Source organism: Phyllobacterium sp. LjRoot231 (assembly GCF_964253365.1).
Lineage (GTDB): Bacteria > Pseudomonadota > Alphaproteobacteria > Rhizobiales > Rhizobiaceae > Phyllobacterium.
Map to the genome: position 1 here is coordinate 3,368,470 of NZ_CAXUQT020000001.1, position 25,156 is coordinate 3,393,625.

At 56.1% G+C, this 25,156-nt stretch carries 29 protein-coding genes; 1 reads left to right on the plus strand and 28 read right to left on the minus strand.

What is annotated here, in order from left to right:
• Nucleotides 1–7: 7 nt before the first annotated feature.
• From rplF to rpsL, 21 genes are all read right to left on the minus strand, one after another.
• Complete coding sequence (gene rplF, locus ACSQ3H_RS16615) at nt 8–541, minus strand: 50S ribosomal protein L6 (RefSeq protein ID WP_112526911.1); 534 nt, start codon at nt 539–541, stop codon at nt 8–10.
• A 25-nt stretch (nt 542–566) separates the two neighbouring features.
• Entirely contained in the window at nt 567–965 is a 399-nt protein-coding gene (gene rpsH / locus ACSQ3H_RS16620; RefSeq protein WP_106716801.1) for a 30S ribosomal protein S8, read from the minus strand.
• A gap of 12 nt (nt 966–977) precedes the next feature.
• Nucleotides 978–1,283 carry a 30S ribosomal protein S14 gene (gene rpsN / locus ACSQ3H_RS16625; RefSeq protein WP_106716802.1) on the minus strand — a complete coding sequence of 102 codons (306 nt, stop codon included), beginning with the start codon at nt 1,281–1,283 and terminating at the stop codon, nt 978–980.
• Nucleotides 1,284–1,308: 25 nt separating this feature from the next.
• The gene (rplE, locus tag ACSQ3H_RS16630) at nt 1,309–1,866 is read right to left on the minus strand and encodes a 50S ribosomal protein L5 (protein WP_112526909.1); all 558 of its coding nucleotides are present in this window, start codon (nt 1,864–1,866) and stop codon (nt 1,309–1,311) included.
• Nucleotides 1,859–2,170, minus strand: a complete 312-nt coding sequence (gene rplX / locus ACSQ3H_RS16635; RefSeq protein ID WP_106716804.1) for a 50S ribosomal protein L24 — start codon at nt 2,168–2,170, stop codon at nt 1,859–1,861. Before rplX ends, rplE begins: the two co-directional genes overlap by 8 nt.
• Nucleotides 2,171–2,180: 10 nt before the next feature.
• Nucleotides 2,181–2,549: a 50S ribosomal protein L14 gene (rplN, locus tag ACSQ3H_RS16640; protein WP_008124924.1), complete on the minus strand. Its 369-nt coding sequence runs from the start codon at nt 2,547–2,549 to the stop codon at nt 2,181–2,183.
• Nucleotides 2,550–2,631: 82 nt separating this feature from the next.
• On the minus strand, nt 2,632–2,874 hold the full coding sequence (gene rpsQ, locus ACSQ3H_RS16645; RefSeq protein ID WP_436118061.1) for a 30S ribosomal protein S17: 243 nt from the start codon (nt 2,872–2,874) through the stop codon (nt 2,632–2,634).
• Nucleotides 2,875–2,885: 11 nt separating this feature from the next.
• Nucleotides 2,886–3,086: a 50S ribosomal protein L29 gene (gene rpmC / locus ACSQ3H_RS16650; protein ID WP_008124920.1), complete on the minus strand. Its 201-nt coding sequence runs from the start codon at nt 3,084–3,086 to the stop codon at nt 2,886–2,888.
• A 12-nt stretch (nt 3,087–3,098) separates the two neighbouring features.
• On the minus strand, nt 3,099–3,512 hold the full coding sequence (rplP, locus tag ACSQ3H_RS16655) for a 50S ribosomal protein L16 (protein WP_224512644.1): 414 nt from the start codon (nt 3,510–3,512) through the stop codon (nt 3,099–3,101).
• A gap of 40 nt (nt 3,513–3,552) precedes the next feature.
• Nucleotides 3,553–4,263, minus strand: coding sequence for a 30S ribosomal protein S3 (gene rpsC, locus ACSQ3H_RS16660; RefSeq protein ID WP_112526905.1), 711 nt, complete (start codon nt 4,261–4,263; stop codon nt 3,553–3,555).
• Complete coding sequence (rplV, locus tag ACSQ3H_RS16665) at nt 4,263–4,652, minus strand: 50S ribosomal protein L22 (protein ID WP_112526903.1); 390 nt, start codon at nt 4,650–4,652, stop codon at nt 4,263–4,265. The genes rpsC and rplV overlap by 1 nt, the downstream gene beginning before the upstream one ends.
• A 2-nt stretch (nt 4,653–4,654) precedes the next feature.
• On the minus strand, nt 4,655–4,933 hold the full coding sequence (gene rpsS / locus ACSQ3H_RS16670; RefSeq protein WP_008124912.1) for a 30S ribosomal protein S19: 279 nt from the start codon (nt 4,931–4,933) through the stop codon (nt 4,655–4,657).
• A 15-nt stretch (nt 4,934–4,948) separates the two neighbouring features.
• Nucleotides 4,949–5,782, minus strand: coding sequence for a 50S ribosomal protein L2 (gene rplB / locus ACSQ3H_RS16675; RefSeq protein WP_436118062.1), 834 nt, complete (start codon nt 5,780–5,782; stop codon nt 4,949–4,951).
• Between the two features lie 20 nt (nt 5,783–5,802).
• Nucleotides 5,803–6,096 (minus strand): 50S ribosomal protein L23, encoded by a 294-nt coding sequence (locus ACSQ3H_RS16680; protein ID WP_106716810.1) that lies wholly within the window; start codon nt 6,094–6,096, stop codon nt 5,803–5,805.
• Entirely contained in the window at nt 6,093–6,713 is a 621-nt protein-coding gene (gene rplD, locus ACSQ3H_RS16685) for a 50S ribosomal protein L4 (protein ID WP_106716811.1), read from the minus strand. Before rplD ends, ACSQ3H_RS16680 begins: the two co-directional genes overlap by 4 nt.
• A complete protein-coding gene (gene rplC / locus ACSQ3H_RS16690; protein ID WP_436118063.1) occupies nt 6,713–7,465 on the minus strand; it encodes a 50S ribosomal protein L3 in 753 nt (250 codons plus the stop codon). Before rplC ends, rplD begins: the two co-directional genes overlap by 1 nt.
• Nucleotides 7,466–7,490: 25 nt before the next feature.
• A complete protein-coding gene (rpsJ, locus tag ACSQ3H_RS16695) occupies nt 7,491–7,799 on the minus strand; it encodes a 30S ribosomal protein S10 (protein WP_008124902.1) in 309 nt (102 codons plus the stop codon).
• Between the two features lie 61 nt (nt 7,800–7,860).
• On the minus strand, nt 7,861–9,036 hold the full coding sequence (gene tuf, locus ACSQ3H_RS16700; protein ID WP_436118064.1) for an elongation factor Tu: 1,176 nt from the start codon (nt 9,034–9,036) through the stop codon (nt 7,861–7,863).
• A 65-nt stretch (nt 9,037–9,101) separates the two neighbouring features.
• The gene (gene fusA / locus ACSQ3H_RS16705) at nt 9,102–11,189 is read right to left on the minus strand and encodes an elongation factor G (RefSeq protein ID WP_436118065.1); all 2,088 of its coding nucleotides are present in this window, start codon (nt 11,187–11,189) and stop codon (nt 9,102–9,104) included.
• 34 nt (nt 11,190–11,223) lie between these two features.
• A complete protein-coding gene (gene rpsG / locus ACSQ3H_RS16710; protein ID WP_099999168.1) occupies nt 11,224–11,694 on the minus strand; it encodes a 30S ribosomal protein S7 in 471 nt (156 codons plus the stop codon).
• Between the two features lie 60 nt (nt 11,695–11,754).
• A complete protein-coding gene (gene rpsL, locus ACSQ3H_RS16715) occupies nt 11,755–12,126 on the minus strand; it encodes a 30S ribosomal protein S12 (RefSeq protein WP_008121760.1) in 372 nt (123 codons plus the stop codon).
• Between the two features lie 498 nt (nt 12,127–12,624).
• Here rpsL and ACSQ3H_RS16720 point away from each other — a divergent pair, with 498 nt between their 5' ends.
• The gene (locus tag ACSQ3H_RS16720; RefSeq protein ID WP_436118066.1) at nt 12,625–12,906 is read left to right on the plus strand and encodes a hypothetical protein; all 282 of its coding nucleotides are present in this window, start codon (nt 12,625–12,627) and stop codon (nt 12,904–12,906) included.
• Between the two features lie 353 nt (nt 12,907–13,259).
• Here ACSQ3H_RS16720 and rpoC read toward each other — a convergent pair whose 3' ends face one another.
• The 7 genes from rpoC to nusG form a co-directional block, all read right to left on the minus strand.
• Nucleotides 13,260–17,468, minus strand: coding sequence for a DNA-directed RNA polymerase subunit beta' (gene rpoC, locus ACSQ3H_RS16725; protein WP_436118067.1), 4,209 nt, complete (start codon nt 17,466–17,468; stop codon nt 13,260–13,262).
• 141 nt (nt 17,469–17,609) lie between these two features.
• Nucleotides 17,610–21,764 carry a DNA-directed RNA polymerase subunit beta gene (gene rpoB, locus ACSQ3H_RS16730; RefSeq protein WP_436118068.1) on the minus strand — a complete coding sequence of 1,385 codons (4,155 nt, stop codon included), beginning with the start codon at nt 21,762–21,764 and terminating at the stop codon, nt 17,610–17,612.
• A gap of 238 nt (nt 21,765–22,002) precedes the next feature.
• Nucleotides 22,003–22,380: a 50S ribosomal protein L7/L12 gene (rplL, locus tag ACSQ3H_RS16735; protein ID WP_112531268.1), complete on the minus strand. Its 378-nt coding sequence runs from the start codon at nt 22,378–22,380 to the stop codon at nt 22,003–22,005.
• 47 nt (nt 22,381–22,427) lie between these two features.
• A complete protein-coding gene (gene rplJ / locus ACSQ3H_RS16740; RefSeq protein ID WP_099999173.1) occupies nt 22,428–22,946 on the minus strand; it encodes a 50S ribosomal protein L10 in 519 nt (172 codons plus the stop codon).
• A gap of 345 nt (nt 22,947–23,291) precedes the next feature.
• The gene (gene rplA, locus ACSQ3H_RS16745; protein ID WP_436118069.1) at nt 23,292–23,990 is read right to left on the minus strand and encodes a 50S ribosomal protein L1; all 699 of its coding nucleotides are present in this window, start codon (nt 23,988–23,990) and stop codon (nt 23,292–23,294) included.
• Nucleotides 23,991–23,994: 4 nt separating this feature from the next.
• Complete coding sequence (gene rplK, locus ACSQ3H_RS16750; protein WP_112531271.1) at nt 23,995–24,423, minus strand: 50S ribosomal protein L11; 429 nt, start codon at nt 24,421–24,423, stop codon at nt 23,995–23,997.
• 168 nt (nt 24,424–24,591) lie between these two features.
• Complete coding sequence (nusG, locus tag ACSQ3H_RS16755; RefSeq protein ID WP_112531272.1) at nt 24,592–25,122, minus strand: transcription termination/antitermination protein NusG; 531 nt, start codon at nt 25,120–25,122, stop codon at nt 24,592–24,594.
• Nucleotides 25,123–25,156: the final 34 nt, after the last annotated feature.

Below are 25,156 nucleotides of genomic sequence, written 5' to 3' on the forward strand. Positions count from 1 at the left end.
GAATTCCTTACTTCTTCTTACCTTCTTTACGAACGATCTTCTCGCCCGCATATTTCACGCCCTTGCCCTTGTAAGGCTCCGGGCTACGATATTCGCGAATCTCAGCTGCGACCTGGCCAACCTGCTGCTTGTCGATACCCGTCACGACGATTTCCGTCGGCTTCGGTACGGCAACAGTGATGCCTTCCGGCACCTTGTAAACAACTTCATGGCTGAAGCCGAGCGACAGCTGCAGGTTCTTGCCCTGCATTGCCGCACGATAGCCGACGCCGCTGATTTCAAGGCGCTTTTCGAAGCCGTCCTTAACACCTGTGAAGATGTTGACGACCATGGTGCGGCTCATGCCCCACTTCGAACGAGCAACCTTGGTGTTGTCACGCGGGTTAACGCTGACAGCACCGTCTTCAAACTTGACCACAACGTCGTCATTGGCAACGAAGGACAATTCGCCCTTCGGGCCCTTGGCCTTGATGGTCTGGCCGTCTACGCTGGCTGTTACGCCTTGCGGGACTGCCACTGGTTTTTTACCGATACGAGACATTTTTCAAACCTTTTCAAGCCGGTGCTTAGAATATACGGCAGAGCAGTTCGCCGCCGACATTCTGTTCACGTGCCTCGTGGTCTGCCATCACGCCCTTCGGCGTCGACAGGATCGAAATACCAAGACCGTTCGCAACCTGCGGGATCGACTTGACCGAAACGTAAACGCGACGGCCGGGCTTCGAAATACGGGTAATCTCGCGAATTACCGGTACGTTCTCAAAATACTTCAGTTCGATTTCGATCTCGGACTTGCCGTTGTCGAAATCAACCTGGCTGTATCCGCGGATATAGCCTTCGGCCTGAAGAACATCCAGAACGCGGGCGCGCAGCTTGGAGGCTGGGGTCGAAACCTTGCCCTTCTTGCGCATGGTTGCGTTACGGATACGTGTCAGCATATCGCCGAGAGGATCTGTCATAGACATCTGTCTTCTCCCTTACCAGCTCGACTTCACGATGCCAGGCACCTGGCCGAGCGAACCCAGCTGGCGCAATGCGATACGCGACATTTTGATCTTGCGGTAATAACCGCGCGGACGGCCCGAAACTTCGCAACGGTTGCGAATACGGACCTTGGCGGAATTGCGTGGCAGCTCTGCCAACTGGATGGTTGCGCGGAAGCGCTCATCCAGAGGAAGCGACTGATTCATCACGACAGCCTTCAGGCGCGAACGCTTTGCAGCGAAACGCTTTACCAGAAGACCGCGGCGCTTGTTCTTTTCGACTGCGCTCGTCTTTGCCATTTCAAATACCTCGCTACGCTTGCCGTTACTGGCGGAAAGGGAAGTTGAAGGCGCGCAGGAGAGCGCGTGCTTCATCATCCGTTTTTGCAGTCGTGCAAACGATGATGTCCATGCCCCAGATCTGATCAACCTTGTCGTAGTTGATTTCCGGGAACACAATGTGCTCCTTGATGCCCATGGCGAAATTGCCACGACCGTCAAAGCTCTTCGGGTTCAGACCGCGGAAATCTCGAACGCGCGGCAGCGCGATGTTGATCAGACGGTCGATGAATTCATACATGCGCTCTTTACGAAGGGTGACCTTCGTTCCGATCGGCATGTTCTCACGCACCTTGAAAGTAGCGATCGAATTGCGCGCACGGGTAATAACCGCCTTCTGACCGGCAATCAATGCCAGATCTTCAGCTGCGACAGTTGGCTTCTTGGAGTCGGCAGTTGCCTCGCCCACACCCATGTTGAGGACAACCTTGGTGATGCGCGGGATCTGCATCTCGTTGTCGTATTTGAACTCCTCGAGAAGCGCCTTACGTACCACTTCCAGGTACTGCTTCTTCAGACGGGGTTCGATCTTTGCATCAGCCATCGATCAGATCTCCTGAACGCTTTGCTACACGTACCTTCTTGCCGTCCTCGAGGATCTTGAAACCAACGCGGGTCGGCTTTCCATCCTTGTCGGCGATAGCAATGTTCGACAGATGGAGCGGCGCTTCTTTCGAAATGATGCCGGCTTCCTGGGTCTGTGTCTGCTTCTGGTGACGCTTTACAAGATTAACGCCGCGAACGAGCGCCTGCTCGTCCTTCGGCAAAACTTTGATTACTTCGCCGGTACGGCCCTTGTCCTTACCAGCAAGAACGACAACGCGGTCGCCTTTACGGATCTTCTGCATCGTCTGCTCCTTACAATACTTCTGGAGCCAGCGAGATGATCTTCATGTGGCTCTTTGCGCGAAGTTCGCGCGGAACCGGTCCGAAGATACGCGTGCCGATAGGCTCTTTCTTGTTGTCGATCAGGACGGCGGCGTTTTTATCGAAACGAATAACGCTACCATCTGCGCGACGGATGTCCTTGGCGGTGCGAACAACCACCGCCTTCATCACGTCGCCCTTTTTCACGCGGCCGCGCGGAATTGCTTCCTTGATCGAAACGACAATAATGTCGCCGACCGAAGCATATTTCCGCTTCGAACCGCCCAGCACCTTGATGCACATGACACGACGGGCGCCGGAATTATCCGCGACGTCGAGGTTTGTTTGCATCTGAATCATGACTAGCCGCCTTCTTCTTGTTCAACCAGACTGGGCTTTCCTTGCCCCTCGCGATTGCTGCGTCTTACATACAGATAGTTATTTAACTCGCCGGGGCGTCTGTTACGACAACCCAACGCTTGTCCTTCGAAATCGGCTTGGATTCCTCGATGGAAACCATATCGCCAACCTTGAACTGGTTGCTCTCATCGTGCGCCTTGTATTTCTTGGACTGGCGCACAGTCTTCTGGAGGAGCGGGTGCGAATAGCGCCGCTCGACCTTGACCACAACGGTCTTGTCGTTTTTGTCGCTCACGACAACGCCCTGCAGAATGCGTTTAGGCATGGTTTTCTTCCTTAAGCCTTGCTCTCGACCGCTTTTTGGCGGGCGACAGTCTTGATGCGCGCAATATCACGGCGGATCTGCCGGACGCGAGCGGTTTTTTCCAACTGGCCGGTTGCCTTCTGGAAGCGCAGGTTGAACTGCTCTTTCTTCAGGGAACCCAACTCTTCATTCAACTGATCGAGGCTCAAGGCCCGAACTTCTGCGGATTTCATAACATCCACCCCTTATTCTGCGATGCGCTGAATAAAGCGCGTCTTGACCGAAAGCTTGGCCGCTCCGAGACGGAGGGCTTCACGAGCAGTTTCTTCCGAAACGCCGTCGAGCTCGAACATGACGCGGCCTGGTGCGACACGGGATGCCCAATAGTCAACCGAACCCTTACCTTTACCCATGCGGACTTCAGTAGGCTTCGATGTGACCGGCACATCCGGAAAAATCCGGATCCACACACGACCGGCACGTTTCATGTGACGGGTAATTGCACGGCGAGCGGCTTCGATCTCACGCGCGGTAACGCGGTTCGGCTCGAGGGCCTTCAGGCCGAAAGCACCAAAATTAAGGTCCGTGCCGCCTTTCGATACGCCGTGGATACGGCCCTTGAACTGCTTGCGGAACTTTGTGCGCTTAGGCTGCAGCATTGTTCTCTACTCCAAAATTCTCGTTTCCGAAAGACGCTATTTAAGCGTTTTCGCGGCGACGGCCCGAACCCTGATGGCTGGCATCACCTTCAACAGCACGACGTTCGGAAGCCATTGGATCGTGCTCAAGGATTTCGCCCTTGAAGACCCAGACCTTGACGCCGCAAATGCCGTAGGCAGTGTGTGCTTCAGCAGTTCCGTAATCGATATCGGCACGAAGAGTATGCAAAGGCACGCGGCCTTCACGGTACCATTCCATACGCGCAATTTCCGCGCCGCCGAGACGGCCCGAGCAATTGATACGAATGCCTTCTGCACCAAGACGCATTGCCGACTGAACGGCACGCTTCATGGCACGGCGGAAAGCAACGCGGCGTTCCAGCTGCTGCGCGATCGACTGCGCAACGAGAACTGCGTCTGTTTCCGGCTTGCGGACTTCAACGATATTGAGCGTCGTGTCGCCATTCGTCATTTCTGACAGCTTGCGGCGCAACTTCTCGATATCGGCGCCCTTCTTGCCAATGATCAGACCCGGACGTGCAGCATGGATCGTAACGCGGCACTTCTTGTGCGGACGCTCGATCACCACCTTGGAGATGGCTGCCTGCTTCAGTTCGTCCATCAGATACTTGCGGATCTTCAGGTCTTCATGCAGCAGCTTGCCGTATTCACCGGTGTTCGCGTACCAACGCGAGTCCCAGGTACGGTTGATGCCGAGGCGGAAGCCAATCGGATTAATCTTCTGGCCCATTATGCGGCCTCCCCTTTTTCCTCAGCTTCGCGAACGACGATCGTCAGATGCGAGAATGGCTTCTCGATCCGGCTTGCACGACCGCGACCACGAACATGGAAGCGCTTCATCACGACTGACTTGCCTACATAGGCTTCAGCAACAACCAGCGTATCAACATCCAGGTCATGGTTGTTTTCTGCGTTGGCGATAGCCGATTCGAGTGTCTTTTTCACCGTGCCTGCAATGCGCTTGCGCGAAAATTCCAGGTCGGCAAGAGCGGCGTTGACCTTCTTGCCACGGATCAGAGCAGCCACCAGATTAAGCTTCTGAGGGCTGATGCGGAGCGTGCGGGCAACGGCTTTCGCCTCGTTGTCCTTAAGCTGGCGCGGAGCCTTAGCCTTGCCCATCGTTATTTCCTCTTCGCCTTCTTGTCCGCGCCGTGCCCGTAATAGGTACGCGTCGGAGCGAATTCACCAAACTTGTGTCCGATCATCTCTTCGTTGACCGAAACCGGAACATGCTTGTTACCATTGTACACGCCGAAGGTCAGACCGACGAACTGCGGCAGGATCGTGGAGCGACGGCTCCAGATCTTGATAACTTCACTGCGACCGCCCTCACGTACCTTCTCAGCCTTCTTGAGAAGATAGCCATCGATGAACGGGCCTTTCCAAACTGAACGAGCCATTTCAGACTACCTCTCTTACTTCTTGCGCTGATGACGCGAACGAGCGATGAACTTGTCCGTCGACTTATTGGAGCGCGTCTTCTTGCCCTTCGTGGGTTTGCCCCACGGAGTAACTGGATGACGTCCGCCTGACGTACGGCCTTCACCACCACCGTGGGGGTGATCGACCGGGTTCATGGTGACGCCGCGATTGTGCGGCATCCGGCCAAGCCAACGGCTGCGACCTGCCTTACCAAGGTTGATGTTGCCATGGTCAGGGTTCGATACCGCACCGACCGTGGCGAAGCACGAACCGTGGACGAGGCGCTGTTCACCTGAGTTCAGGCGAAGAATTGCCATGCCCTGGTCGCGGCCGACGAGCTGCGCATAGGTACCGGCAGAGCGAGCGATCTGACCGCCCTTGCCCGGCTTCATCTCCACATTGTGGATGATGGTGCCGACCGGCATAGCCTGCAGAGGCATCGCATTGCCCGGCTTCACGTCCGTCTGCGCGCCAGCGATAACGCTGTCGCCAACGGCCAGACGCTGCGGCGCCAGGATGTAGCTCAACTCACCGTCTTCATAGCGGATGAGCGCGATGAATGCGGTCCGGTTAGGATCGTATTCAAGCCGTTCAACCTTGGCGGCAATGTCGTGCTTGCGACGCTTGAAATCAACGAAGCGGTACGTACGCTTGTGACCGCCACCCTGGAAGCGCACGGTAATGCGACCGGTGTTGTTACGACCACCCTTCGACGACAGACCTTCGGTCAAAGCCTTGACGGGCTTGCCCTTGTAAAGCTCCGAACGGTCCACGATGACCAGCTGACGCTGGCTTGGTGTGGTTGGATTATAATGTTTGAGTGCCATTGTCTTTACTCCACGGCCCCTCAGAGACCAGTCGAAACATCGATCGACTGCCCTTCGGCAAGCGTCACGACTGCTTTCTTGACATCACTCTGGCGCCCGACGATGCCGCGGAACCGCTTCACCTTGCCTTTGCGCACAGCTGTATTGACTGCAGTAACCTTCACGCGGAACAGCGCTTCGACTGCGGCCTTGATTTCCGGCTTCGTTGCCTTCTTGGCTACGTTGAAGACAACCTGGTTATGTTCGGAAACCAGGGTGGACTTCTCGGTAATGACCGGGCTGACGATCACGTCATAGTGGCGAAGATCAGTCATTTGAAACGCTCCTCGAGAGCTTCAACTGCTGCCTTGGAAAGCACGAGCTTGCCACGACGCAGGATGTCGTAAACATTGATGCCCTGAATTGGCAGAACATCGATGTTCGGGATGTTCGAAGCGGCACGGCGGAAATTCGCATCGATCTCGGCACCGCCGATGAGAAGCGCATTTTCGAGGCCAAGCTTGGCGAACTGCGAAACAAGTACCTTGGTCTTGGCTTCAGCCGACAGAAGATCATCGATGATGATCAGGTCGGAAGCCTTCACCTTGGCAGACAGGGCATGACGAAGTGCAAGAGCGCGCACCTTCTTCGGCAGGTCATGATCATGGCTGTGAACAACCGGACCGTGAGCCTTACCACCGCCGCGGAACTGCGGAGCACGTGCCGAATGGTGACGGGCGCGGCCCGTACCCTTCTGCTTGTACATCTTGGCGCCGGTCCGTGCGATTTCCGAACGGCCCTTTGCCTTGTGCGTGCCCTGCTGCTTGCGAGCAAGCTGGTAACGGACCATGCGCTGAAGGATATCGTCGCGCGGCTCAAGACCGAAAATCTCCTCGGAGAGTTTCACCTTGCCGGCTTCTTTGCCTTCGAGTGTTGTGATCGAAAGGTCCATTATTCGGCTCCCTCGGTTGCCTGTGCGACTTCTGCATCAGACACGGCTGCTTCAATGTTTGCGGCCTCGTCGACTGCAAGCGCCCGGAGACCAGCTGGCTTCGGAGCATTGTCCGGCAGCGCTACCTTGACGGCATCGCGTACCAGGATCCATGCACCCTTGGAACCAGGAACAGCACCACGAACCAGAATAAGGCCACGATCGAGGTCCGTCGAAACGACTTCGATGTTCTGTGTGGTGATACGGGTCTGACCCATATGACCGGCCATCTTCTTGCCCTTGAACACTTTGCCCGGATCCTGACGCTGACCGGTAGAACCGTGAGCGCGGTGGGTGACCGAGTTACCGTGCGTAGCGCGGTGACCGCCGAAGTTATGGCGCTTCATCGAACCGGCAAAACCCTTACCGATCGAAGTACCAGTCACATCGACCTTCTGGCCGGCAACGTAATGTTCGGCTGTGATCTCAACACCGACATCAAGAAGATTGTCGGCAGAGACGCGGAATTCCGCGACCTTAGCCTTTGGCTCGACTGAAGCCGTCGCGAAATGACCGCGCAAGCTCTTCGTCGTATTCTTTACCTTGGCCAGACCTACACCGAGCTGAACGGCAGTGTAGCCATTCTTCTCGACTGTACGCTGAGCCACAACCTGACAATTCTCCATCCGGAGTACTGTCACCGGCACATGCTCACCTGCGTCGTTGTAGACGCGAGTCATGCCCAGCTTCTGTGCAATTACACCTGAACGCATCGGTTCGTCCTTCCGTCCTCAAGCCTTACAGCTTGATCTCGACATCAACACCAGCGGAAAGATCGAGCTTCATCAGCGCGTCAACAGTCTGCGGGGTTGGGTCTACGATATCGAGAAGACGCTTATGAGTGCGCATCTCGAACTGTTCGCGGCTTTTCTTGTCGATATGCGGCGAGCGGTTAACCGTGAACTTCTCGATCCGCGTAGGAAGCGGGATCGGTCCGCGCACATTGGCACCGGTACGCTTGGCAGTCGACACGATTTCCCGCGTCGAATCGTCAAGGATCCGATGATCAAACGCCTTGAGGCGAATGCGGATGTTTTGACCGTTCATTTCATCTTTTCCTTGTTTAGCGGAGACGCCTATAGCAGGCGCCTTCCGCATAAAACCTTAATTACTCAATGATCGACGAGACGATGCCTGCACCAACGGTGCGGCCACCTTCACGGATAGCGAAGCGCAGCTTCTCTTCCATGGCGATCGGCACGATCAGCGTCACATCGACTGCGATGTTGTCGCCGGGCATGACCATTTCCGTGCCTTCCGGCAAAGTCACAACACCCGTCACGTCGGTCGTGCGGAAGTAGAACTGCGGACGGTAGTTGGAGAAGAATGGCGTATGACGGCCACCTTCGTCCTTCGTCAGGATGTAGGCTTCTGCCTTGAACTTGGTGTGCGGCTTGACCGAACCGGGCTTCGCCAGGATCTGGCCGCGCTCGACGTCTTCACGGCCAACGCCGCGGATCAGTGCGCCGATGTTGTCGCCGGCCTGGCCCTGGTCGAGCAGCTTGCGGAACATCTCGACGCCGGTCACCGTCGTCTTCGTCGTCGGCTTGATGCCGATGATCTCGACTTCTTCACCGACCTTGACGATCCCGCGCTCGACGCGGCCCGTCACAACCGTACCACGGCCGGAGATCGAGAAAACGTCTTCGATCGGCATCAGGAACGGCAGGTTGATCGGACGCTCAGGTGTCGGAATGTACTTGTCGACTTCCGCCATCAAGGCACGCACGGCGTCTTCGCCGATTTCCTTGTTTGAGTCTTCAAGCGCAGCCAAAGCCGAACCCTTGACGATCGGAATGTCGTCGCCGGGGAAATCATACTTCGACAGAAGCTCGCGTACTTCGAGCTCGACGAGTTCGAGAAGCTCGGCATCGTCAACCTGGTCGACCTTGTTCAGGAACACGACGATCGCCGGAACGCCAACCTGACGGGCAAGCAGAATGTGCTCGCGGGTCTGCGGCATCGGGCCGTCGGCAGCCGAAACGACGAGGATCGCGCCGTCCATCTGCGCCGCACCGGTGATCATGTTCTTCACATAGTCGGCGTGGCCGGGGCAATCGACGTGCGCATAGTGACGCGCAACCGTCTCATACTCGACGTGCGCCGTCGAAATCGTGATGCCGCGCGCCTTTTCTTCCGGTGCTGCGTCGATCTGGTCGTACGGCTTGTACTCACCGAAATACTTCGTAATCGCCGCCGTCAACGACGTCTTGCCATGGTCAACGTGACCAATCGTGCCAATGTTGACGTGCGGCTTGTTACGTTCAAACTTGCTCTTAGCCATCTGAGCTCTCCGTTATATGTTCGCCTGCTCAGGCTTAACTTCAACTGTCACGCGCAACCTTATGGTTACGCAAACTTCTTCTGAATTTCCTGCGCGACTGCTGCCGGGACAGGTTCATAGTGATCGAACTGCATGGTGTACTGTGCACGGCCCTGGCTCATCGAACGCAGGTTGCTCACATAACCAAACATATTGGCCAGCGGCACCTGTGCATTGATGACGGTCGCAATACCACGCGCTTCCGTACCCAGGATCTGACCACGACGTGAGTTCAGATCGCCGATCACGTCACCGACGTAATCTTCAGGCGTAACCACTTCGACCTTCATGATCGGCTCGAGCAGCTGGGCACCAGCCTTCTGCGCACCTTCGCGGAATGCAGCACGAGCTGCGATTTCGAAGGCAAGAACCGAAGAGTCAACATCATGGTATGCACCGTCGACCAGCGTGGCTTTCACGCCGAGCATCGGGAAGCCTGCGAGCGGACCCGCACCCATGACGCTTTGAATACCCTTTTCAACACCCGGGATGTATTCCTTCGGAACAGCACCGCCGACGATCTTCGATTCGAAGATGAAATCGTCGCCGTCATGCGGCTCGAAGATAACCTTGATACGAGCAAACTGACCCGAACCACCGGACTGCTTCTTGTGGGTGTAGTCGATCTCAGCCTTGCGGGTGATCGATTCACGGTAGGCAACCTGTGGCTGACCAACGTTCGCCTCGACCTTGAACTCGCGACGCATACGGTCAACGAGAATGTCGAGATGAAGCTCGCCCATGCCTGCGATGATCGTCTGACCGGATTCTTCGTCTGTCTTGACGCGGAATGAAGGATCCTCAGCTGCAAGGCGATTGAGCGCGAGGCCCATCTTTTCCTGGTCAGCCTTGGTCTTCGGTTCGATCGAAATCTCGATAACCGGCTCAGGGAATACCATGCGCTCGAGGATAACCGGCTTCAACGGATCGCAGAGCGTATCACCCGTTGTGGTTTCCTTGAGGCCTGCCAGAGCAACGATGTCGCCAGCAAAGGCTTCTTCGATGTCTTCACGCGAATTGGAATGCATCTGCAGCATGCGGCCGATACGTTCGCGCTTTTCCTTGACCGTATTGTCGAGCGAAATGCCCTTGGTCAGCTTGCCGGAATAGATACGGCAGAAGGTCAGCGAACCAACGAACGGATCGTTCATGATCTTGAATGCCAGCATGGAAAGCGGCTCGTCGTCGGACGACTTGCGAACGGTTTCCGCATCGGTCTTCGGATCGATGCCCTTGATGGAAGGAACGTCAACCGGCGAAGGCAAATATTCAACGACACCATCAAGCAAAGGCTGTACGCCCTTGTTCTTGAAGGCCGAGCCGCAGAATACCGGATGGAAATCAACGCGGCAGGTACCGGTACGGATCAAAGCGCGAAGCGCGTCATTGTCCGGCATGTTGCCTTCGAGATAAGCCTCGGTAGCGGCTTCATCGACCTCAACAGCGGTCTCGATCAGCTTTTCGCGATACTCGACAGCCTGGTCCTTGAGGTTATCAGGGATCTCAACGACGTCCCATTGAGCGCCGAGCTGTTCGTCGCGCCAGATGAGTGCCTTCATTTCGATCAGATCGACAACGCCCTTGAACTCTGTCTCAGCGCCGATCGGCAGCTGCATGACGAGTGCCTTGGCACCAAGGCGGGTCTTGACCATGTCGACGCAGCGATAGAAATCAGCGCCGGTCTTGTCCATCTTGTTGACGAAGATCATGCGCGGAACATGATACTTCTCAGCCTGACGCCAGACGGTTTCAGTCTGTGGCTCAACACCGGCATTGGCATCGAGAAGCGCAATCGCACCGTCGAGAACGCGCAGCGAACGCTCTACTTCAATAGTGAAGTCGACGTGGCCAGGCGTGTCGATGATGTTGAAGCGACGCATTTTGCCATCACGGCCCTTCCAGAAGGTCGTGGTTGCAGCGGACGTGATCGTGATGCCACGTTCCTGCTCCTGCTCCATCCAATCCATGGTTGCGGCGCCATCATGGACTTCACCGATCTTGTGCGACTTGCCGGTGTAATAAAGGATACGCTCGGTAGTCGTGGTCTTGCCGGCGTCGATATGCGCCATGATACCGAAATTCCGGTAGTCTTCGATTTTATATTCGCGAGCCATGATATGGTGCCTCTAAGAATAGATGTTTTCGCAATTACCAGCGGTAATGCGAGAATGCGCGGTTGGCCTCTGCCATGCGATGCGTGTCTTCACGCTTCTTTACAGCCGAGCCGCGGTTGTTTGCAGCATCGAGAAGCTCACCCGACAGGCGATCGATCATCGTCGTCTCATTGCGGCCACGAGCTGCATTGATCAGCCAGCGGATGGCAAGAGCCTGACGGCGCTCCGGGCGAACATCGACCGGAACCTGATACGTTGCACCACCAACACGGCGCGAACGAACTTCAACGTGCGGCGCTACATTGTCGAGAGCCTGATGGAACAGGGCAACCGGCTCCTGCTTGCTCTTGGACTCAACGGACTCAAGCGCACCGTAAACGATACGCTCAGCAATCGACTTCTTGCCATGATGCATGACTGCATTCATGAACTTGGTCAGAACGAGATCGCCGAATTTCGGATCCGGATTGATCTCACGCTTTTCTGCACTATGGCGTCTGGACATATTCTTCTGTCTCTTCGCTTCGTCGGGCTGGCCAATCGATGGCTCAGCACCGGGTAAATCTTACTTCGGACGCTTCGCACCGTACTTGGAACGGCGCTGCTTGCGGTTCTTGACGCCCTGGGTATCCAGAACACCACGGATGATGTGGTAACGAACACCCGGCAAATCCTTTACACGGCCGCCGCGGATCATCACGACGGAGTGTTCCTGAAGGTTGTGCCCCTCACCCGGAATATATCCGATGACTTCAAATCCGTTCGTCAGACGCACCTTGGCGACCTTACGCAGAGCCGAGTTCGGCTTCTTCGGGGTCGTCGTGTAGACGCGAGTGCAAACGCCGCGCTTCTGCGGGTTTTCCTGCAGAGCAGGGACTTTATTGCGCTTTACCGGCGCAGTGCGCGGCTTGCGGATCAACTGGTTTACGGTAGGCATTCAACCTTCCCTCTTTGTAATGCGGTCGAAGCGGCAAGCACTTCAGCCAAATCTCGTATCTTCGCCCGTCAGGGCCGTTTCAGCGCCATGCTCATGCACGAATTCGGGCAACTAAACCACCGCAAGGGTGGTTGCCCGAATAAAAGCAGAGGAAGCCCTATAGGCCTCATGCGAGCGGCAAATTGCATTTCGATCGTAAAACGAACCCTGTTTGAGATGATCTCCAGAGCGTGTCGCTCCGAAACGGCCAATCTCACATCGGCTCAGATGGGCTGCTGATACTGTGTCCCCGGGCTTTCGTCAAGCCTGAAGCCACAATATTATTAAGGTTTGCAGCGTTTGCAGGCTCTCTCGGGCCTGAATGTAAGATAGTTTCGCCGGACAGGCATTATTTCAAGCAAAATTTCAAATCTTGCACAGGGATTTCATGACATTCGGTGACGCGACGCGCTCGTTTGTCTATTCTGGACTTCAAATCGCAGAATCAGGAACATTTCAATGTCTTCATCACCAGCCGAGTCGAAAACCGTACACCTCATCGTTGCCGATGTCTGGAAAGACAAGGACGACGAGCCTCGCCAAGTCCATCTGTTGCTGATGAATGATGATGCCGACGGGTTGGTCAACACCGCGCTGCAGATCCTTGCCAATTCAGGCTACGAGGAAGCCGAGCTTCTGGAGATCGGTACGCTGACCGAAGAGCCCGAAGAAGAACCGCACCTCTCCGCCTGGAAAACCGCCCTCACCGGCCAAGCGGCGCTGATCGAGTTTAATGAGTAGGGATTGAAATTACCCGCCATGGGAGCGGGCCTATGCTTTGCAATCTATGGTTGCGATTTGCTGAATACGTCACTGTCTGGATGGCTAATATAGCAGGTCAGTGAATAGTTCTGTTCAATGGGTTCTCAGCCATCCGATTTTTGAGATGCCTCAGGTTTATTCCGACGAAGATTTTGCGCGAAAAGACTCGAATCTCACACAAGAACTGCCGAATCCTACACAAGAAATGGCGATTCCGGCGCAAGAATTTCTACCTCCAGTAGAACTTTAGTTGTTCTCGATTGAAACGCCCAAGAAAAAGGCCGCCGCGGATTGCTCCGGGGCGGCCTTTTGGTTTGATGTTGGCTACCGGCTTATTCGGCCGGCTGGCCTGTCATGTCCGTCAGCATCGGGCCGACCTTGACGGCGCTTGCCCCTGCTTCCTTGCGGCGCTCGTCGATGATCAACTCGTCGCGGGCTCCGGCAATGCGGCGGATCTGCTTGACCGTTCCGCCGGTACCTGCCGGGATCAGACGTCCAACGATGACGTTCTCCTTCAGGCCCTGCAGAGCATCCATCTTGCCGGCGACAGCGGCTTCCGTGAGGACGCGCGTTGTCTCCTGGAAGGATGCAGCCGAGATGAACGACGGCGTCTGCAGCGAGGCCTTGGTGATGCCCAGCAGCACCGGAGTGCCGTAGCCGGACTTCTTGCCATCCTCTTCAAGACGCTCGTTAATTTCGTCCAGCTCGATCCGGTCGACATGATCGCCGGGGATGAACCCGGTATCGCCCGACTCGGTGATCTCGACCTTCTGAAGCATCTGACGAACAATCACTTCGATGTGCTTGTCGTTGATCAGAACGCCCTGCAGACGATAGACTTCCTGGATTTCGTTTACGAGGTAGGAAGCCAGAGCCTCCACGCCCTTGATCGCCAGGATGTCATGCGGCGCAGGATTGCCGTCGAGGATATAATCACCCTTTTCAATGGCGTCGCCGTCCTGAAGATGGAAAGGCTTGCCCTTGGGGATCAGATATTCGACAGGTTCGAGCGTCTCGTCGTTCGGTTCGATGACGATGCGGCGCTTGTTCTTGTAGTCGCGGCCAAAACGAACCGTACCATCGATTTCGGCGATGATAGCATGGTCCTTCGGACGACGAGCTTCGAACAGTTCCGCAACGCGCGGCAGACCACCGGTGATGTCCTTGGTCTTGGCGCTTTCCATCGGAATACGGGCAAGAACGTCACCCGCTTTCACATGCGAACCGGGCTCGACCGAAAGGATCGATTCCACTGACAGCTGGAAGCGAGCATCGCCGCCCTTTGCCAGTTTCAGAACCTTACCGGCCTTGTCCTTGACGACGATGGCAGGCTTCAGATCCGAACCACGGGGGGTCGAGCGCCAGTCGATAACCACGCGCTTGGTGATACCGGTGGACTCGTCCGTCGTTTCCGTAACCGAGAGACCGTCGACCATGTCCTCGAATTCGACATGACCTTCGACTTCCGTCATGACCGGGCGGGTATAAGGGTCCCACTCGGCAACACGCTGGCCGCGCTTAACATTATCGCCATCATCGACATAGATGCGCGAACCGTAGGTGACGCGGTGTGTTGCGCGTTCCTTGCCAGTCGCATCGACAATGACAACAGCCATGTTGCGGCCCATGACGACCAGATGGCCATCGGAGTTGCGCACCACGTTACGGTTGCGGATTTGCACGGTGCCTTCGTAGCTCGCTTCGAGGAACGACTGATCGACCACCTGCGCGGTACCACCAAGGTGGAACGTACGCATCGTCAGCTGCGTGCCCGGCTCACCGATCGACTGGGCGGCGATAACGCCGACAGCTTCACCCTGGTTAACCGGCGTACCACGAGCCAGATCGCGGCCGTAGCACTTGGCGCAGATGCCGCCACGGGTCTCACAAGTGAGAGCCGAACGGATGCGGATCGACTGAACACCAGCCTTTTCAATGGCATCGATATCGAACTCATCGATGATGTTGCCACCCTTGACAAGAACGTCACCCGAAACCGGATGCAGGATGTCTTCGAGAGCCGTACGGCCCAGAACCCGCTGACCGATAGTCGCAACAACCTGACCGGCATCGACGATCGGCTGCATGGTGAGGCCCGTTGTCGTGCCGCAATCAACCGAGATGACGATGCAATCCTGCGCGACGTCAACGAGACGGCGTGTCAGGTAACCGGAGTTGGCCGTCTTCAAGGCGGTGTCGGCGAGACCCTTACGGGCACCGTGGGTCGAGTTGAAGTACTCGTTCACGGTCAGACCTTCCTTGAAGTTCGAAATGATTGGCGTTTCGATGATCTCGCCCGAAGGCTTGGCCATCAGACCGCGCATACCGCCCAGCTGGCGCATCTGGTTCGGCGAACCACGAGCACCCGAGTGCGACATCATATAGATCGAGTTCATCTGCTTCTGGCGGCCAGTAACAGGATCGAACTCGACGGCCTTGATGCGTGCCATCATTTCGTCGGCGACCTTCTCGGTGCACTTGCCCCAGGCGTCGACGACCTTGTTGTACTTCTCGCCCTGAGTGATCAGGCCGTCATTGTACTGCTGCTCGTATTCCGTCGCCAAAGCTTCGGTTTCAGCAACCAGCTTCGCCTTGGTTTCCGGAATGACCATGTCGTCCTTGCCGAACGAAATACCAGCGCGGCAAGCATGACCGAAGCCAAGCTGCATGATGCGATCGCAGAAAATGACCGTCTCTTTCTGTCCGCAATGGCGATAGACCGTGTCGATCATCTTGGAGATGTTCTTCTTGGTCATTTCCTGATTGCAGATGTCGAAAGGCACGTTGTGGTGCTTGGGCAGCAGCTCACCGATGATCATGCGGCCGGGAGTCGTTTCATAGATCTTGGACGTCGGCTTGCCATCGGCATCGATGCTCTTGAAGCGGCCCTTGATCTTGGTATGCAGGGTCACTGCACCGCTGCCGATGGCATGGTGAAGTTCGCCCATATCGGCAAAGGCCATGCCCTCACCCGGCTCTTTGGCCGCAACGATCGACAGGTAGTACAGGCCAAGAACCATGTCCTGCGATGGCACGATAACCGGCAGACCGTTTGCAGGGTGCAGGATGTTGTTCGTCGACATCATCAGAACGCGGGCTTCAAGCTGCGCTTCCAGAGAAAGCGGAACGTGAACAGCCATCTGGTCGCCGTCGAAATCCGCGTTGAAAGCGGTACAGACGAGCGGATGCAGCTGGATTGCCTTACCTTCAATCAGGATCGGTTCGAATGCCTGGATGCCGAGACGATGCAGCGTCGGAGCACGGTTCAGGAGAACCGGATGCTCGCGGATGACCTCGTCGAGAATATCCCAGACTTCCGGCTTTTCCTTTTCAACCAGCTTCTTCGCCTGCTTGACGGTCGAGGAATAACCCTTGGCGTCGAGACGGGCGTAGATGAACGGCTTGAACAGTTCGAGCGCCATCTTCTTTGGCAGACCGCACTGGTGCAGCTTCAACTCCGGACCGGTCACGATAACCGAGCGGCCGGAATAGTCGACGCGCTTGCCAAGAAGGTTCTGGCGGAAGCGGCCCTGCTTGCCCTTGAGCATATCGGACAGCGACTTGAGCGGACGCTTGTTGGCACCGGTGATGACTCGGCCACGGCGGCCATTGTCGAACAACGCATCAACCGATTCCTGAAGCATGCGCTTCTCGTTCCGGATAATGATGCCGGGAGCGCGCAGTTCGATCAGACGCTTCAGACGGTTGTTACGGTTGATAACGCGGCGATAGAGATCGTTGAGGTCGGACGTAGCAAAACGTCCGCCATCCAGCGGAACCAGCGGGCGCAGGTCCGGGGGAATGACCGGAACGATCTTCATGATCATCCATTCCGGACGGTTACCCGACTCCAGAAAGTTCTCGACGATCTTCAGACGCTTCATGAGCTTCTTCTGCTTCAGGTCCGAAGTGGTTGTCGCCAGTTCTTCGCGCAGATCGCCGGCGATCTTCTCCAGATCCATCGAAGCCAGAAGTTCATGAATAGCTTCAGCGCCGATCAGTGCAGTGAAGCTGTCCTCACCGTACTCATCGACCGCAATCATGTACTCTTCTTCCGAAAGGAGCTGATGCTCCTTAAGGGCAGTCAGACCCGGCTCGGTCACGATGTAGTTCTCGAAATAGAGAACGCGCTCGATGCCCTTCAAGGTCATGTCGAGCAATGTACCGATACGGCTTGGCAGAGACTTCAGGAACCAGATATGCGCAACCGGAGCTGCAAGTTCAATATGGCCCATGCGCTCACGACGAACGCGTGACAGCGTGACTTCCACACCGCATTTTTCGCAGATAATGCCCTTGTATTTCATGCGCTTGTACTTGCCGCACAAGCATTCATAGTCCTTGATCGGCCCGAAGATCCGAGCACAGAAGAGACCATCCCGCTCAGGCTTGAAAGTGCGGTAGTTGATCGTCTCCGGCTTCTTGATCTCACCGTATGACCAGGACAGAATCTTCTCAGGGCTGGCGATCGATATCCGGATGGAATCGAATGCCTGCACAGGCACCTGAGGATTGAAAAGATTCATGACCTCTTGGTTCATGCCGTTTCTCCATGGGGCAGAAAGTGCCCTCTACTTGCGATGGGTATCCGCCACCGCGGTCCATCTAGATCAAATACCGCTTCAGCAGCAGCTCGAAACAAACCGGTCGGGTGCGCAGCAGAACCACGCACCCTTCCCTTTTTACTCTGCAGCGTCAGGCAATGCCTGTTGCTGTTCCAGCTGGCGTGTATCATCCAACTCGACATTGAGACCGAGCGAACGCATTTCCTTGACGAGAACGTTGAAGCTCTCCGGAATACCGGCCTCGAACGTGTCGTCGCCGCGGACGATCGCCTCGTAGACCTTGGTACGACCGGCGACATCGTCGGACTTGACCGTAAGCATTTCCTGCAGCGTGTAGGCCGCACCGTATGCTTCAAGGGCCCAGACCTCCATTTCACCGAAGCGCTGACCACCGAACTGGGCTTTACCACCCAGAGGCTGCTGCGTGACGAGTGAGTATGGTCCGATCGAACGGGCGTGGATCTTGTCGTCGACCAGATGGTGCAGCTTCAGCATGTAGATGTAGCCGACAGTCACCTGACGATCGAAAGTCTCACCCGTACGTCCGTCATAAAGCGTCGACTGACCCGAAGAATGCAGACCCGCCTGTTCCAGCATCACATTGATGTCCGGTTCATGCGCACCGTCAAACACCGGTGTTGCAATCGATACGCCACGCTTCATCTGTTCGCCAAGACGAATGATGCTCTCATCATCGTAGTTGCGAACCGGCTCGTTGCGGTCATTGTCCGGAATGATCGATTCAATCGTCATTCTCAGCGGTGCAATGTCGCCCTGTTCGCCCTGTGCGTGCTGTGCCTTGTAGGCATCGATCAGTTCCCCGATCTTCCTGCCCATTCCGGCGCAAGCCCAGCCCAGATGCGTCTCGAGGATCTGCCCGACATTCATGCGGCTTGGCACGCCAAGCGGATTGAGCACGATGTCGACATGCGTTCCGTCTTCAAGGAACGGCATATCCTCAACAGCGGCGATACGCGAAACAACGCCCTTGTTGCCGTGACGGCCAGCCATCTTGTCGCCCGGCTGGATCTTGCGCTTCACAGCGACAAAGACCTTGACCATCTTCATGACGCCTGGAGGCATCTCGTCGCCGCGCTGGACCTTTTCGACCTTGTCCATGAAGCGCTGCTCAAGCAGCTTCTTGGAGTCGTCGTACTGGTTGCGCAGAGCTTCGATTTCGCCCTGGATCTTCTCGTCCTCGACAGCAAACTGCCACCACTGGGAACGCGGGTATTCACCCATGACGTCCTGTGTAACAACAGTGCCCTTCTTGAACGCCTTCGGTCCGGCAACAGCAGACTTGCCATTGAGAACGTCAGCCAGACGGCCATAGACGTTGCGGTCAAGGATAGCCTGTTCGTCGTCACGGTCCTTGGCCAAACGCTCGATTTCCTCGCGTTCGATCGCCATGGCGCGCTCGTCCTTTTCAACGCCGTGGCGATTGAAAACGCGAACTTCCACAACCGTACCGTAGGTCCCGGGCGGCATGCGCATCGAGGTGTCACGAACGTCCGAAGCCTTTTCACCAAAGATGGCTCGCAGAAGCTTCTCTTCCGGAGTCATCGGGCTTTCGCCCTTCGGTGTGATCTTGCCGACGAGGATATCGCCCGGCTGAACTTCGGCGCCAATGTAGACAATGCCGGCTTCGTCCAGATTCTTCAGCGCTTCTTCCGAAACGTTCGGAATGTCGCGCGTGATTTCTTCAGGTCCGAGCTTCGTGTCGCGGGCCATGACTTCGAACTCCTCGATATGGATCGAGGTGAAGACGTCATCCGAAACGATCTTTTCAGAAAGCAGGATGGAATCTTCGTAGTTGTAACCATTCCACGGCATGAACGCGACGAGCACGTTGCGGCCGAGCGCCAGATCGCCCAGATCCGTCGAAGGACCGTCAGCGATGATGTCACCCTTTTCGATCCGGTCGCCAACACGAACCAGCGGACGCTGGTTGATGCAGGTGTTCTGGTTCGAACGCTGGAACTTCATCAGGCGATAGATATCGACGCCCGATTTGCCCGGCACGAGATCTTCCGTCGCACGGATAACGATACGGGTCGCATCGACCTGATCGACAATACCTGTGCGGCGTGCACCGATAGCGGCACCGGAATCGCGAGCGACGACCGGCTCCATACCGGTTCCGACGAACGGCGCCTCGGCACGAACCAGGGGAACGGCCTGACGCTGCATGTTCGAGCCCATCAGAGCGCGGTTGGCGTCGTCGTTTTCCAGGAACGGAATAAGTGCTGCGGCAACCGATACGAGCTGCTTTGGCGAAACGTCCATCAGATCCACGTTTTCACGCGGTGCCATCAGAACTTCACCCGCATGACGGCAGACAACGAATTCATCCGTAAACGCGCCAGAGGCATCCAATTCCACATTGGCCTGCGCCACGTGATACTTGGCTTCTTCCATCGCGGACAGATAGACGACTTCGTCCGTCACCTTGCCATCGATGATCTTGCGGTACGGGCTTTCGATGAAACCGTACTTGTTGACCCGGGCAAAGGTTGCGAGCGAGTTGATCAGACCGATATTCGGGCCTTCCGGTGTCTCGATAGGGCAGATACGGCCGTAATGCGTCGGATGAACGTCGCGAACTTCGAAGCCTGCGCGCTCGCGGGTCAGACCACCAGGTCCCAATGCCGAAAGACGACGCTTGTGCGTGATCTCGGACAGAGGGTTGGTCTGATCCATGAACTGCGACAGCTGCGAGGAACCGAAGAACTCGCGAACGGCAGCTGCTGCCGGCTTCGCGTTGATCAGGTCCTGCGGCATCACGGTGTCGATTTCGATGGACGACATGCGTTCCTTGATGGCGCGCTCCATGCGAAGCAGACCAACACGGTACTGGTTTTCCATCAATTCGCCGACCGAACGCACACGGCGGTTGCCGAGATTGTCGATGTCGTCGATTTCGCCGCGGCCATCACGCAGATCAACCAGCATCTTGACCACAGCGAGGATGTCTTCCTTGCGCAGGATGCGAACGGTGTCTTCTGCATCGAGATCGAGGCGCATGTTCATCTTCACGCGGCCGACGGCCGAGAGATCGTAACGTTCGCTGTCGAAGAACAGCGACTTGAACATGGCTTCGGCCGAGTCGATTGTTGGCGGTTCACCCGGACGCATGACGCGATAGATGTCGAACAGTGCGTCCTGACGGTTCTCGTTCTTGTCAACGGCAAGCGTGTTGCGGATGTACGGTCCGATATTGACATGGTCGATATCGAGAACGTTGATTTCCGTCACACCGGTATCAAGCAGGACCTTGAGCGTCTTTTCGTCGAGTTCGTCGCCGGCTTCGAGGTAGACTGCACCAGTTTCCATGTTGACGATGTCTTCGGCGAGATAGGTGCCGAGCAGATCGTCTTCAGTCGCTTTGATGAACTTCAGGCCCTTTTCAGCGAGCTGCTTGGCACTGCGTGCCGTCAGCTTCTTGCCGGTCTCGAGAATAACCTCGCCGGTATCGGCATCGATAACGTCAGTGGTCGCCTTGAATCCGCGGAAACGATCCACGGAGAACGGAATCCGCCAGGTATCGCCATCACGGTTGAAAGTGATGGAGTTATAGAAGGTTGACAGGATTTCTTCCGAATCCATGCCAAGCGCCATCAGCAGCGACGTCGCGGGGATCTTGCGGCGGCGATCGATACGCGCATAGACAACGTCCTTGGCATCGAATTCGATGTCGAGCCAGGAACCGCGGTAAGGAATGACGCGTGCGGCAAACAGAAGCTTGCCGGACGAATGCGTCTTGCCCTTGTCGTGATCGAAGAAGACGCCCGGCGAACGGTGCATCTGCGATACGATCACGCGCTCGGTGCCGTTGACAATGAACGTGCCGTTGTCGGTCATGAGCGGCATATCGCCCATGTAGACGTCCTGTTCCTTGATGTCCTTGATCGACTTCGCGCCGGTATCTTCATCGATATCGAACACGATGAGGCGCAGCGTCACCTTCAGTGGCGCAGCATAAGTCAGATCGCGCTGACGGCATTCGTCAACGTCGAATTTTGGAGCTTCGAACTCGTACTTGACGAATTCGAGCATGGAAGCACCCGAGAAATCCTGGATCGGGAACACAGACTTGAATACAGCCTGCAAACCTTCATCCAGACGCCCGCCCTTGGGCTCTTCCACCATCAGAAACTGATCGTAGGAAGCTTTCTGAACCTCGATGAGGTTCGGCATCTCTGCGACTTCCGGAATCTTACCGAAAAACTTGCGTACGCGCCTACGACCATTGAAAGAATGGGTCTGAGCCATCGTCGCTCCTCGTCTTTATGCCAGAAACTGGCCTGTTTCTTAAAACCGCTTATGCGGCCCCGTGAACGGGACAAAACCCGTTTCCTGAAAGCATCGAAATTGCCGTCAGGAAAAGGGTTCAGTACCGGATTCCCCGAGGGGAACATTCTTAGTGCTCCTGCGTCCTTTGTGCGTCTAAACAGACGCACGGCGCAGGAGTTGGCAGACAGGTTGCCCTGCCCGCCAAACAGTGCAAGGCTTACTTGAGTTCGACCTTGGCGCCAGCAGCTTCGAGCTGTGCCTTGATCTTGTCAGATTCTTCCTTGTTAACGCCTTCCTTAACCGCCTTAGGAGCGGCTTCAACGAGGTCCTTGGCTTCTTTGAGGCCAAGACCGGTGATGGCGCGAACTTCCTTGATCACGTTGATCTTGTTAGGTCCGGCTTCGGTCAGAACGACGTCGAATTCAGTCTTTTCTTCAACTGCAGCAGCAACTGCACCACCGCCAGCAGCGGCAGCAGCAGCGACCGGAGCAGCAGCAGAAACGCCCCACTTCTCTTCAAGAAGCTTCGAAAGTTCAGCAGCTTCGAGAACAGTCAGGTTGGACAGGTCGTCTACGATCTTTGCGAGATCAGTCATTTTGATATTCCTTTACAAGGTTCGATATATTGACAGCGAGAACGGCCTTATGCCGCTTCGTCCTTCCGGGCATAGGCGCCAAAAACGCGGGCAAGCTGACCTGCCGGTGCGTTGACGATCTGAGCGATGCGGGTAGCCGGTGTCTGGATCATACCAACCAGCTTTGCGCGCAACTCGTCGAGGGATGGGAGTGCGGCCAAAGCCTTCACACCGTCCGGGTCGAGAGTTGTTGCTCCCATCGAGCCACCGAGGATGACGAGCTTTTCGTTACCCTTGGCAAATTCAATGGCGATCTTTGGTGCCGTAATCGGATCGTTGGAATAAGCAACGAGTGTCTGACCTGTGAACAGGTCAGCGATGCCTTCCGAATCCGTGCCCTGAAGAGCGATCTTGGCAAGGCGGTTCTTCGCGACTTTAACGGTGCCACCAGCATCACGCATCTTCGAGCGAAGATCGCTCAGTTGCGCAACGGTGAGACCGGTATAGTGGGCCACGACAACTGAACCAGAGTCCTTGAAGACCCCATTCAGCCACGCGACGAATTCGCGCTTTTCCGCTTTTTCCACTGTCTCTCTCCATTTGGCAGAAATGCGAGATTGCATTCCTGCCGGGTTGCCTTTTGCTACAAAGTAGCAATCCGAAGATTGAAACCACACAGCACTTGAGGATCCTGTCCCCCCTGCTTCGCCGAGATCGGCTGCAAGCGAAAGGCAACTACGGTTCGAACCTTGTTCATCGGGCGAAGCCCTCTAAACTTGGTTTTTCCACGTCTCATGCGGGTTCTTGATGAATTAAGGCGAACCACCCGCAATCTCGGACAGGATAACCGGATTTTCGTCCGGTTATCCAGGCCCCGAAGGGCCTGGAATTCTTTAGTCTCAAACAGTTAAGCTTGAAACTTCAATCAGCACTTACGCAACGCGTACCGTTGCTGGATCGATCTTGACGCCAGCGCCCATCGTCGAGGAAATCGCGACGCGCTTGACGTAATCACCCTTGGCGCCGGTTGGCTTTGCCTTGGTGACTGCATCGGCGAATGCCTTGATGTTCTCTTCCAGCGCCTTGGCATCGAAGGATGCCTTGCCGACGCCGGCGTGAACGATACCAGCCTTCTCGACGCGGAACTCTACAGCACCGCCCTTGGAAGCCTTGACGGCAGCGGCAACGTCAGCCGTAACCGTGCCAACCTTCGGGTTTGGCATCATGCCGCGCGGGCCGAGAACCTTACCGAGACGGCCAACGAGCGGCATCATGTCCGGAGTGGCAATGCAGCGATCGAAATCGATCTTGCCGCTGTTGACGATCTCGAACAGATCTTCCGCACCAACGATATCTGCACCTGCAGCCTTGGCTTCATCAGCCTTGGCACCTCGTGCAAAAACAGCTACGCGAACCGTACGGCCCGTGCCATTCGGCAAATTGACGACGCCGCGAACCATCTGGTCCGCATGACGGGGATCAACGCCGAGATTCATTGCAACTTCGATCGTCTCGTCGAACTTGGCAACCGCACGCTCCTTGACCATGGCAATAGCCGAAGTCAGGTCATAGAGCTTGTTACGGTCAACGCCTTCACGAACTTTCGCTACACGCTTTGATAGTTTTGCCATCGTCTCAGCCCACCACTTCCAGGCCCATTGAACGGGCAGAACCTTCGACCATGCGCATAGCGGCTTCAACGTCCGCTGCATTCAGGTCCTTCATCTTCGCCTGAGCGATTTCACGCACCTTATCGCGCGAAATCTTGCCAGCAACGACCTTGCCCGGCTCTTTCGAACCCGACTTCAGGTTTGCAGCCTTCTTGAGGAAGTAAGACACTGGCGGCGTCTTCATCGCAAATGTGAAGGACTTGTCCTGATAATATGTAATCACGACCGGAATGGGCGAACCCTTTTCCAGTTCCTGCGTAGCCGCATTGAAGGCCTTGCAGAATTCCATGATGTTGATGCCACGCTGACCAAGTGCCGGTCCGATCGGCGGGGATGGCGTTGCCGATCCTGCCGAAACCTGCAGCTTGAGCTGGCCTGCTACTTTCTTAGCCATAACTTCCTGCCTTTTTCACCATGCCGGCTAACCGGCGGCTTATCTTTATGCCGGATAACCGGCGGTTGCAGTTTGGTGGTGCGGATCGAAAGCCCGGCTAAAGGCTGCCTTACCTCCCACCATGTTTGCTGCTGACGCAGCAAGCGACTCTAGAGAGCCGCCGATTGATCAGACTTTTTCCACCTGACCAAATTCCAGATCGACCGGCGTAGCGCGGCCAAAAATCGAAACCTCGACCTTGAGGCGCGAACGCTCTTCGTCGACCTCCTGTACGGTGCCGTTGAATGAAGCGAACGGACCATCGGCAACGCGAACACTTTCGCCAATCTCGAACGAGATCGAAGCCTTTGGCCGCTCGACGCCTTCCTGAACCTGCATCAGGATGCGATCGGCTTCCTTATCGGAAATCGCAATCGGCTTGTTGTCCGAACCGAGGAAACCCGTCACCTTCGGTGTGTTCTTGATCAGATGATACGCATCATCCGTCAGATCGGCACGGACCAGGACATAACCCGGAAAGAACTTGCGCTCGGCATCGACCTTGCGGCCACGGCGCACTTCGACCACCTTTTCGGTCGGCACGAGAATCTTCTCGAAAAGGTGCGACAGACCCTTCTGCCTTGCCTTTTCTTCGATCGACTCGGCGACCTTCTTCTCAAAATTCGAATAGGCGTGAACGATATACCAGCGCGCGGTCATTGCTATTTCCCAATCCCGATTTTCTTGTCAGCCT

Coding starts and splice junctions, on each gene's coding strand:
- fusA (WP_436118065.1), bottom strand. CDS start 11,189: ATGGCTCGCGAATATAAAATCGAAGACTACCGGAATTTCGGTATCATG.
- rplD (WP_106716811.1), bottom strand. CDS start 6,713: ATGGACCTTTCGATCACAACACTCGAAGGCAAAGAAGCCGGCAAGGTG.
- tuf (WP_436118064.1), bottom strand. CDS start 9,036: ATGGCTAAGAGCAAGTTTGAACGTAACAAGCCGCACGTCAACATTGGC.
- rplN (WP_008124924.1), bottom strand. CDS start 2,549: ATGATTCAGATGCAAACAAACCTCGACGTCGCGGATAATTCCGGCGCC.
- rpsG (WP_099999168.1), bottom strand. CDS start 11,694: ATGTCCAGACGCCATAGTGCAGAAAAGCGTGAGATCAATCCGGATCCG.
- rpmC (WP_008124920.1), bottom strand. CDS start 3,086: ATGAAATCCGCAGAAGTTCGGGCCTTGAGCCTCGATCAGTTGAATGAA.
- rplE (WP_112526909.1), bottom strand. CDS start 1,866: ATGGCTGATGCAAAGATCGAACCCCGTCTGAAGAAGCAGTACCTGGAA.
- rplB (WP_436118062.1), bottom strand. CDS start 5,782: ATGGCACTCAAACATTATAATCCAACCACACCAAGCCAGCGTCAGCTG.
- rplV (WP_112526903.1), bottom strand. CDS start 4,652: ATGGGCAAGGCTAAGGCTCCGCGCCAGCTTAAGGACAACGAGGCGAAA.
- rpsS (WP_008124912.1), bottom strand. CDS start 4,933: ATGGCTCGTTCAGTTTGGAAAGGCCCGTTCATCGATGGCTATCTTCTC.
- rpsQ (WP_436118061.1), bottom strand. CDS start 2,874: ATGCCTAAACGCATTCTGCAGGGCGTTGTCGTGAGCGACAAAAACGAC.
- rplL (WP_112531268.1), bottom strand. CDS start 22,380: ATGACTGATCTCGCAAAGATCGTAGACGACCTGTCCAACCTGACTGTT.
- rplF (WP_112526911.1), bottom strand. CDS start 541: ATGTCTCGTATCGGTAAAAAACCAGTGGCAGTCCCGCAAGGCGTAACA.
- rpsL (WP_008121760.1), bottom strand. CDS start 12,126: ATGCCTACCGTAAACCAGTTGATCCGCAAGCCGCGCACTGCGCCGGTA.
- nusG (WP_112531272.1), bottom strand. CDS start 25,122: ATGACCGCGCGCTGGTATATCGTTCACGCCTATTCGAATTTTGAGAAG.
- rpsH (WP_106716801.1), bottom strand. CDS start 965: ATGTCTATGACAGATCCTCTCGGCGATATGCTGACACGTATCCGTAAC.
- rplP (WP_224512644.1), bottom strand. CDS start 3,512: ATGCTGCAGCCTAAGCGCACAAAGTTCCGCAAGCAGTTCAAGGGCCGT.
- rplC (WP_436118063.1), bottom strand. CDS start 7,465: ATGCGTTCAGGTGTAATTGCACAGAAGCTGGGCATGACTCGCGTCTAC.
- ACSQ3H_RS16720 (WP_436118066.1), top strand. CDS start 12,625: ATGTCTTCATCACCAGCCGAGTCGAAAACCGTACACCTCATCGTTGCC.
- ACSQ3H_RS16680 (WP_106716810.1), bottom strand. CDS start 6,096: ATGACTGATCTTCGCCACTATGACGTGATCGTCAGCCCGGTCATTACC.
- rpsN (WP_106716802.1), bottom strand. CDS start 1,283: ATGGCAAAGACGAGCGCAGTCGAAAAGAACAAGCGCCGCGGTCTTCTG.
- rpsC (WP_112526905.1), bottom strand. CDS start 4,263: ATGGGCCAGAAGATTAATCCGATTGGCTTCCGCCTCGGCATCAACCGT.
- rpsJ (WP_008124902.1), bottom strand. CDS start 7,799: ATGAACGGTCAAAACATCCGCATTCGCCTCAAGGCGTTTGATCATCGG.
- rplX (WP_106716804.1), bottom strand. CDS start 2,170: ATGCAGAAGATCCGTAAAGGCGACCGCGTTGTCGTTCTTGCTGGTAAG.
- rpoB (WP_436118068.1), bottom strand. CDS start 21,764: ATGGCTCAGACCCATTCTTTCAATGGTCGTAGGCGCGTACGCAAGTTT.
- rplK (WP_112531271.1), bottom strand. CDS start 24,423: ATGGCTAAGAAAGTAGCAGGCCAGCTCAAGCTGCAGGTTTCGGCAGGA.
- rpoC (WP_436118067.1), bottom strand. CDS start 17,468: ATGAACCAAGAGGTCATGAATCTTTTCAATCCTCAGGTGCCTGTGCAG.
- rplA (WP_436118069.1), bottom strand. CDS start 23,990: ATGGCAAAACTATCAAAGCGTGTAGCGAAAGTTCGTGAAGGCGTTGAC.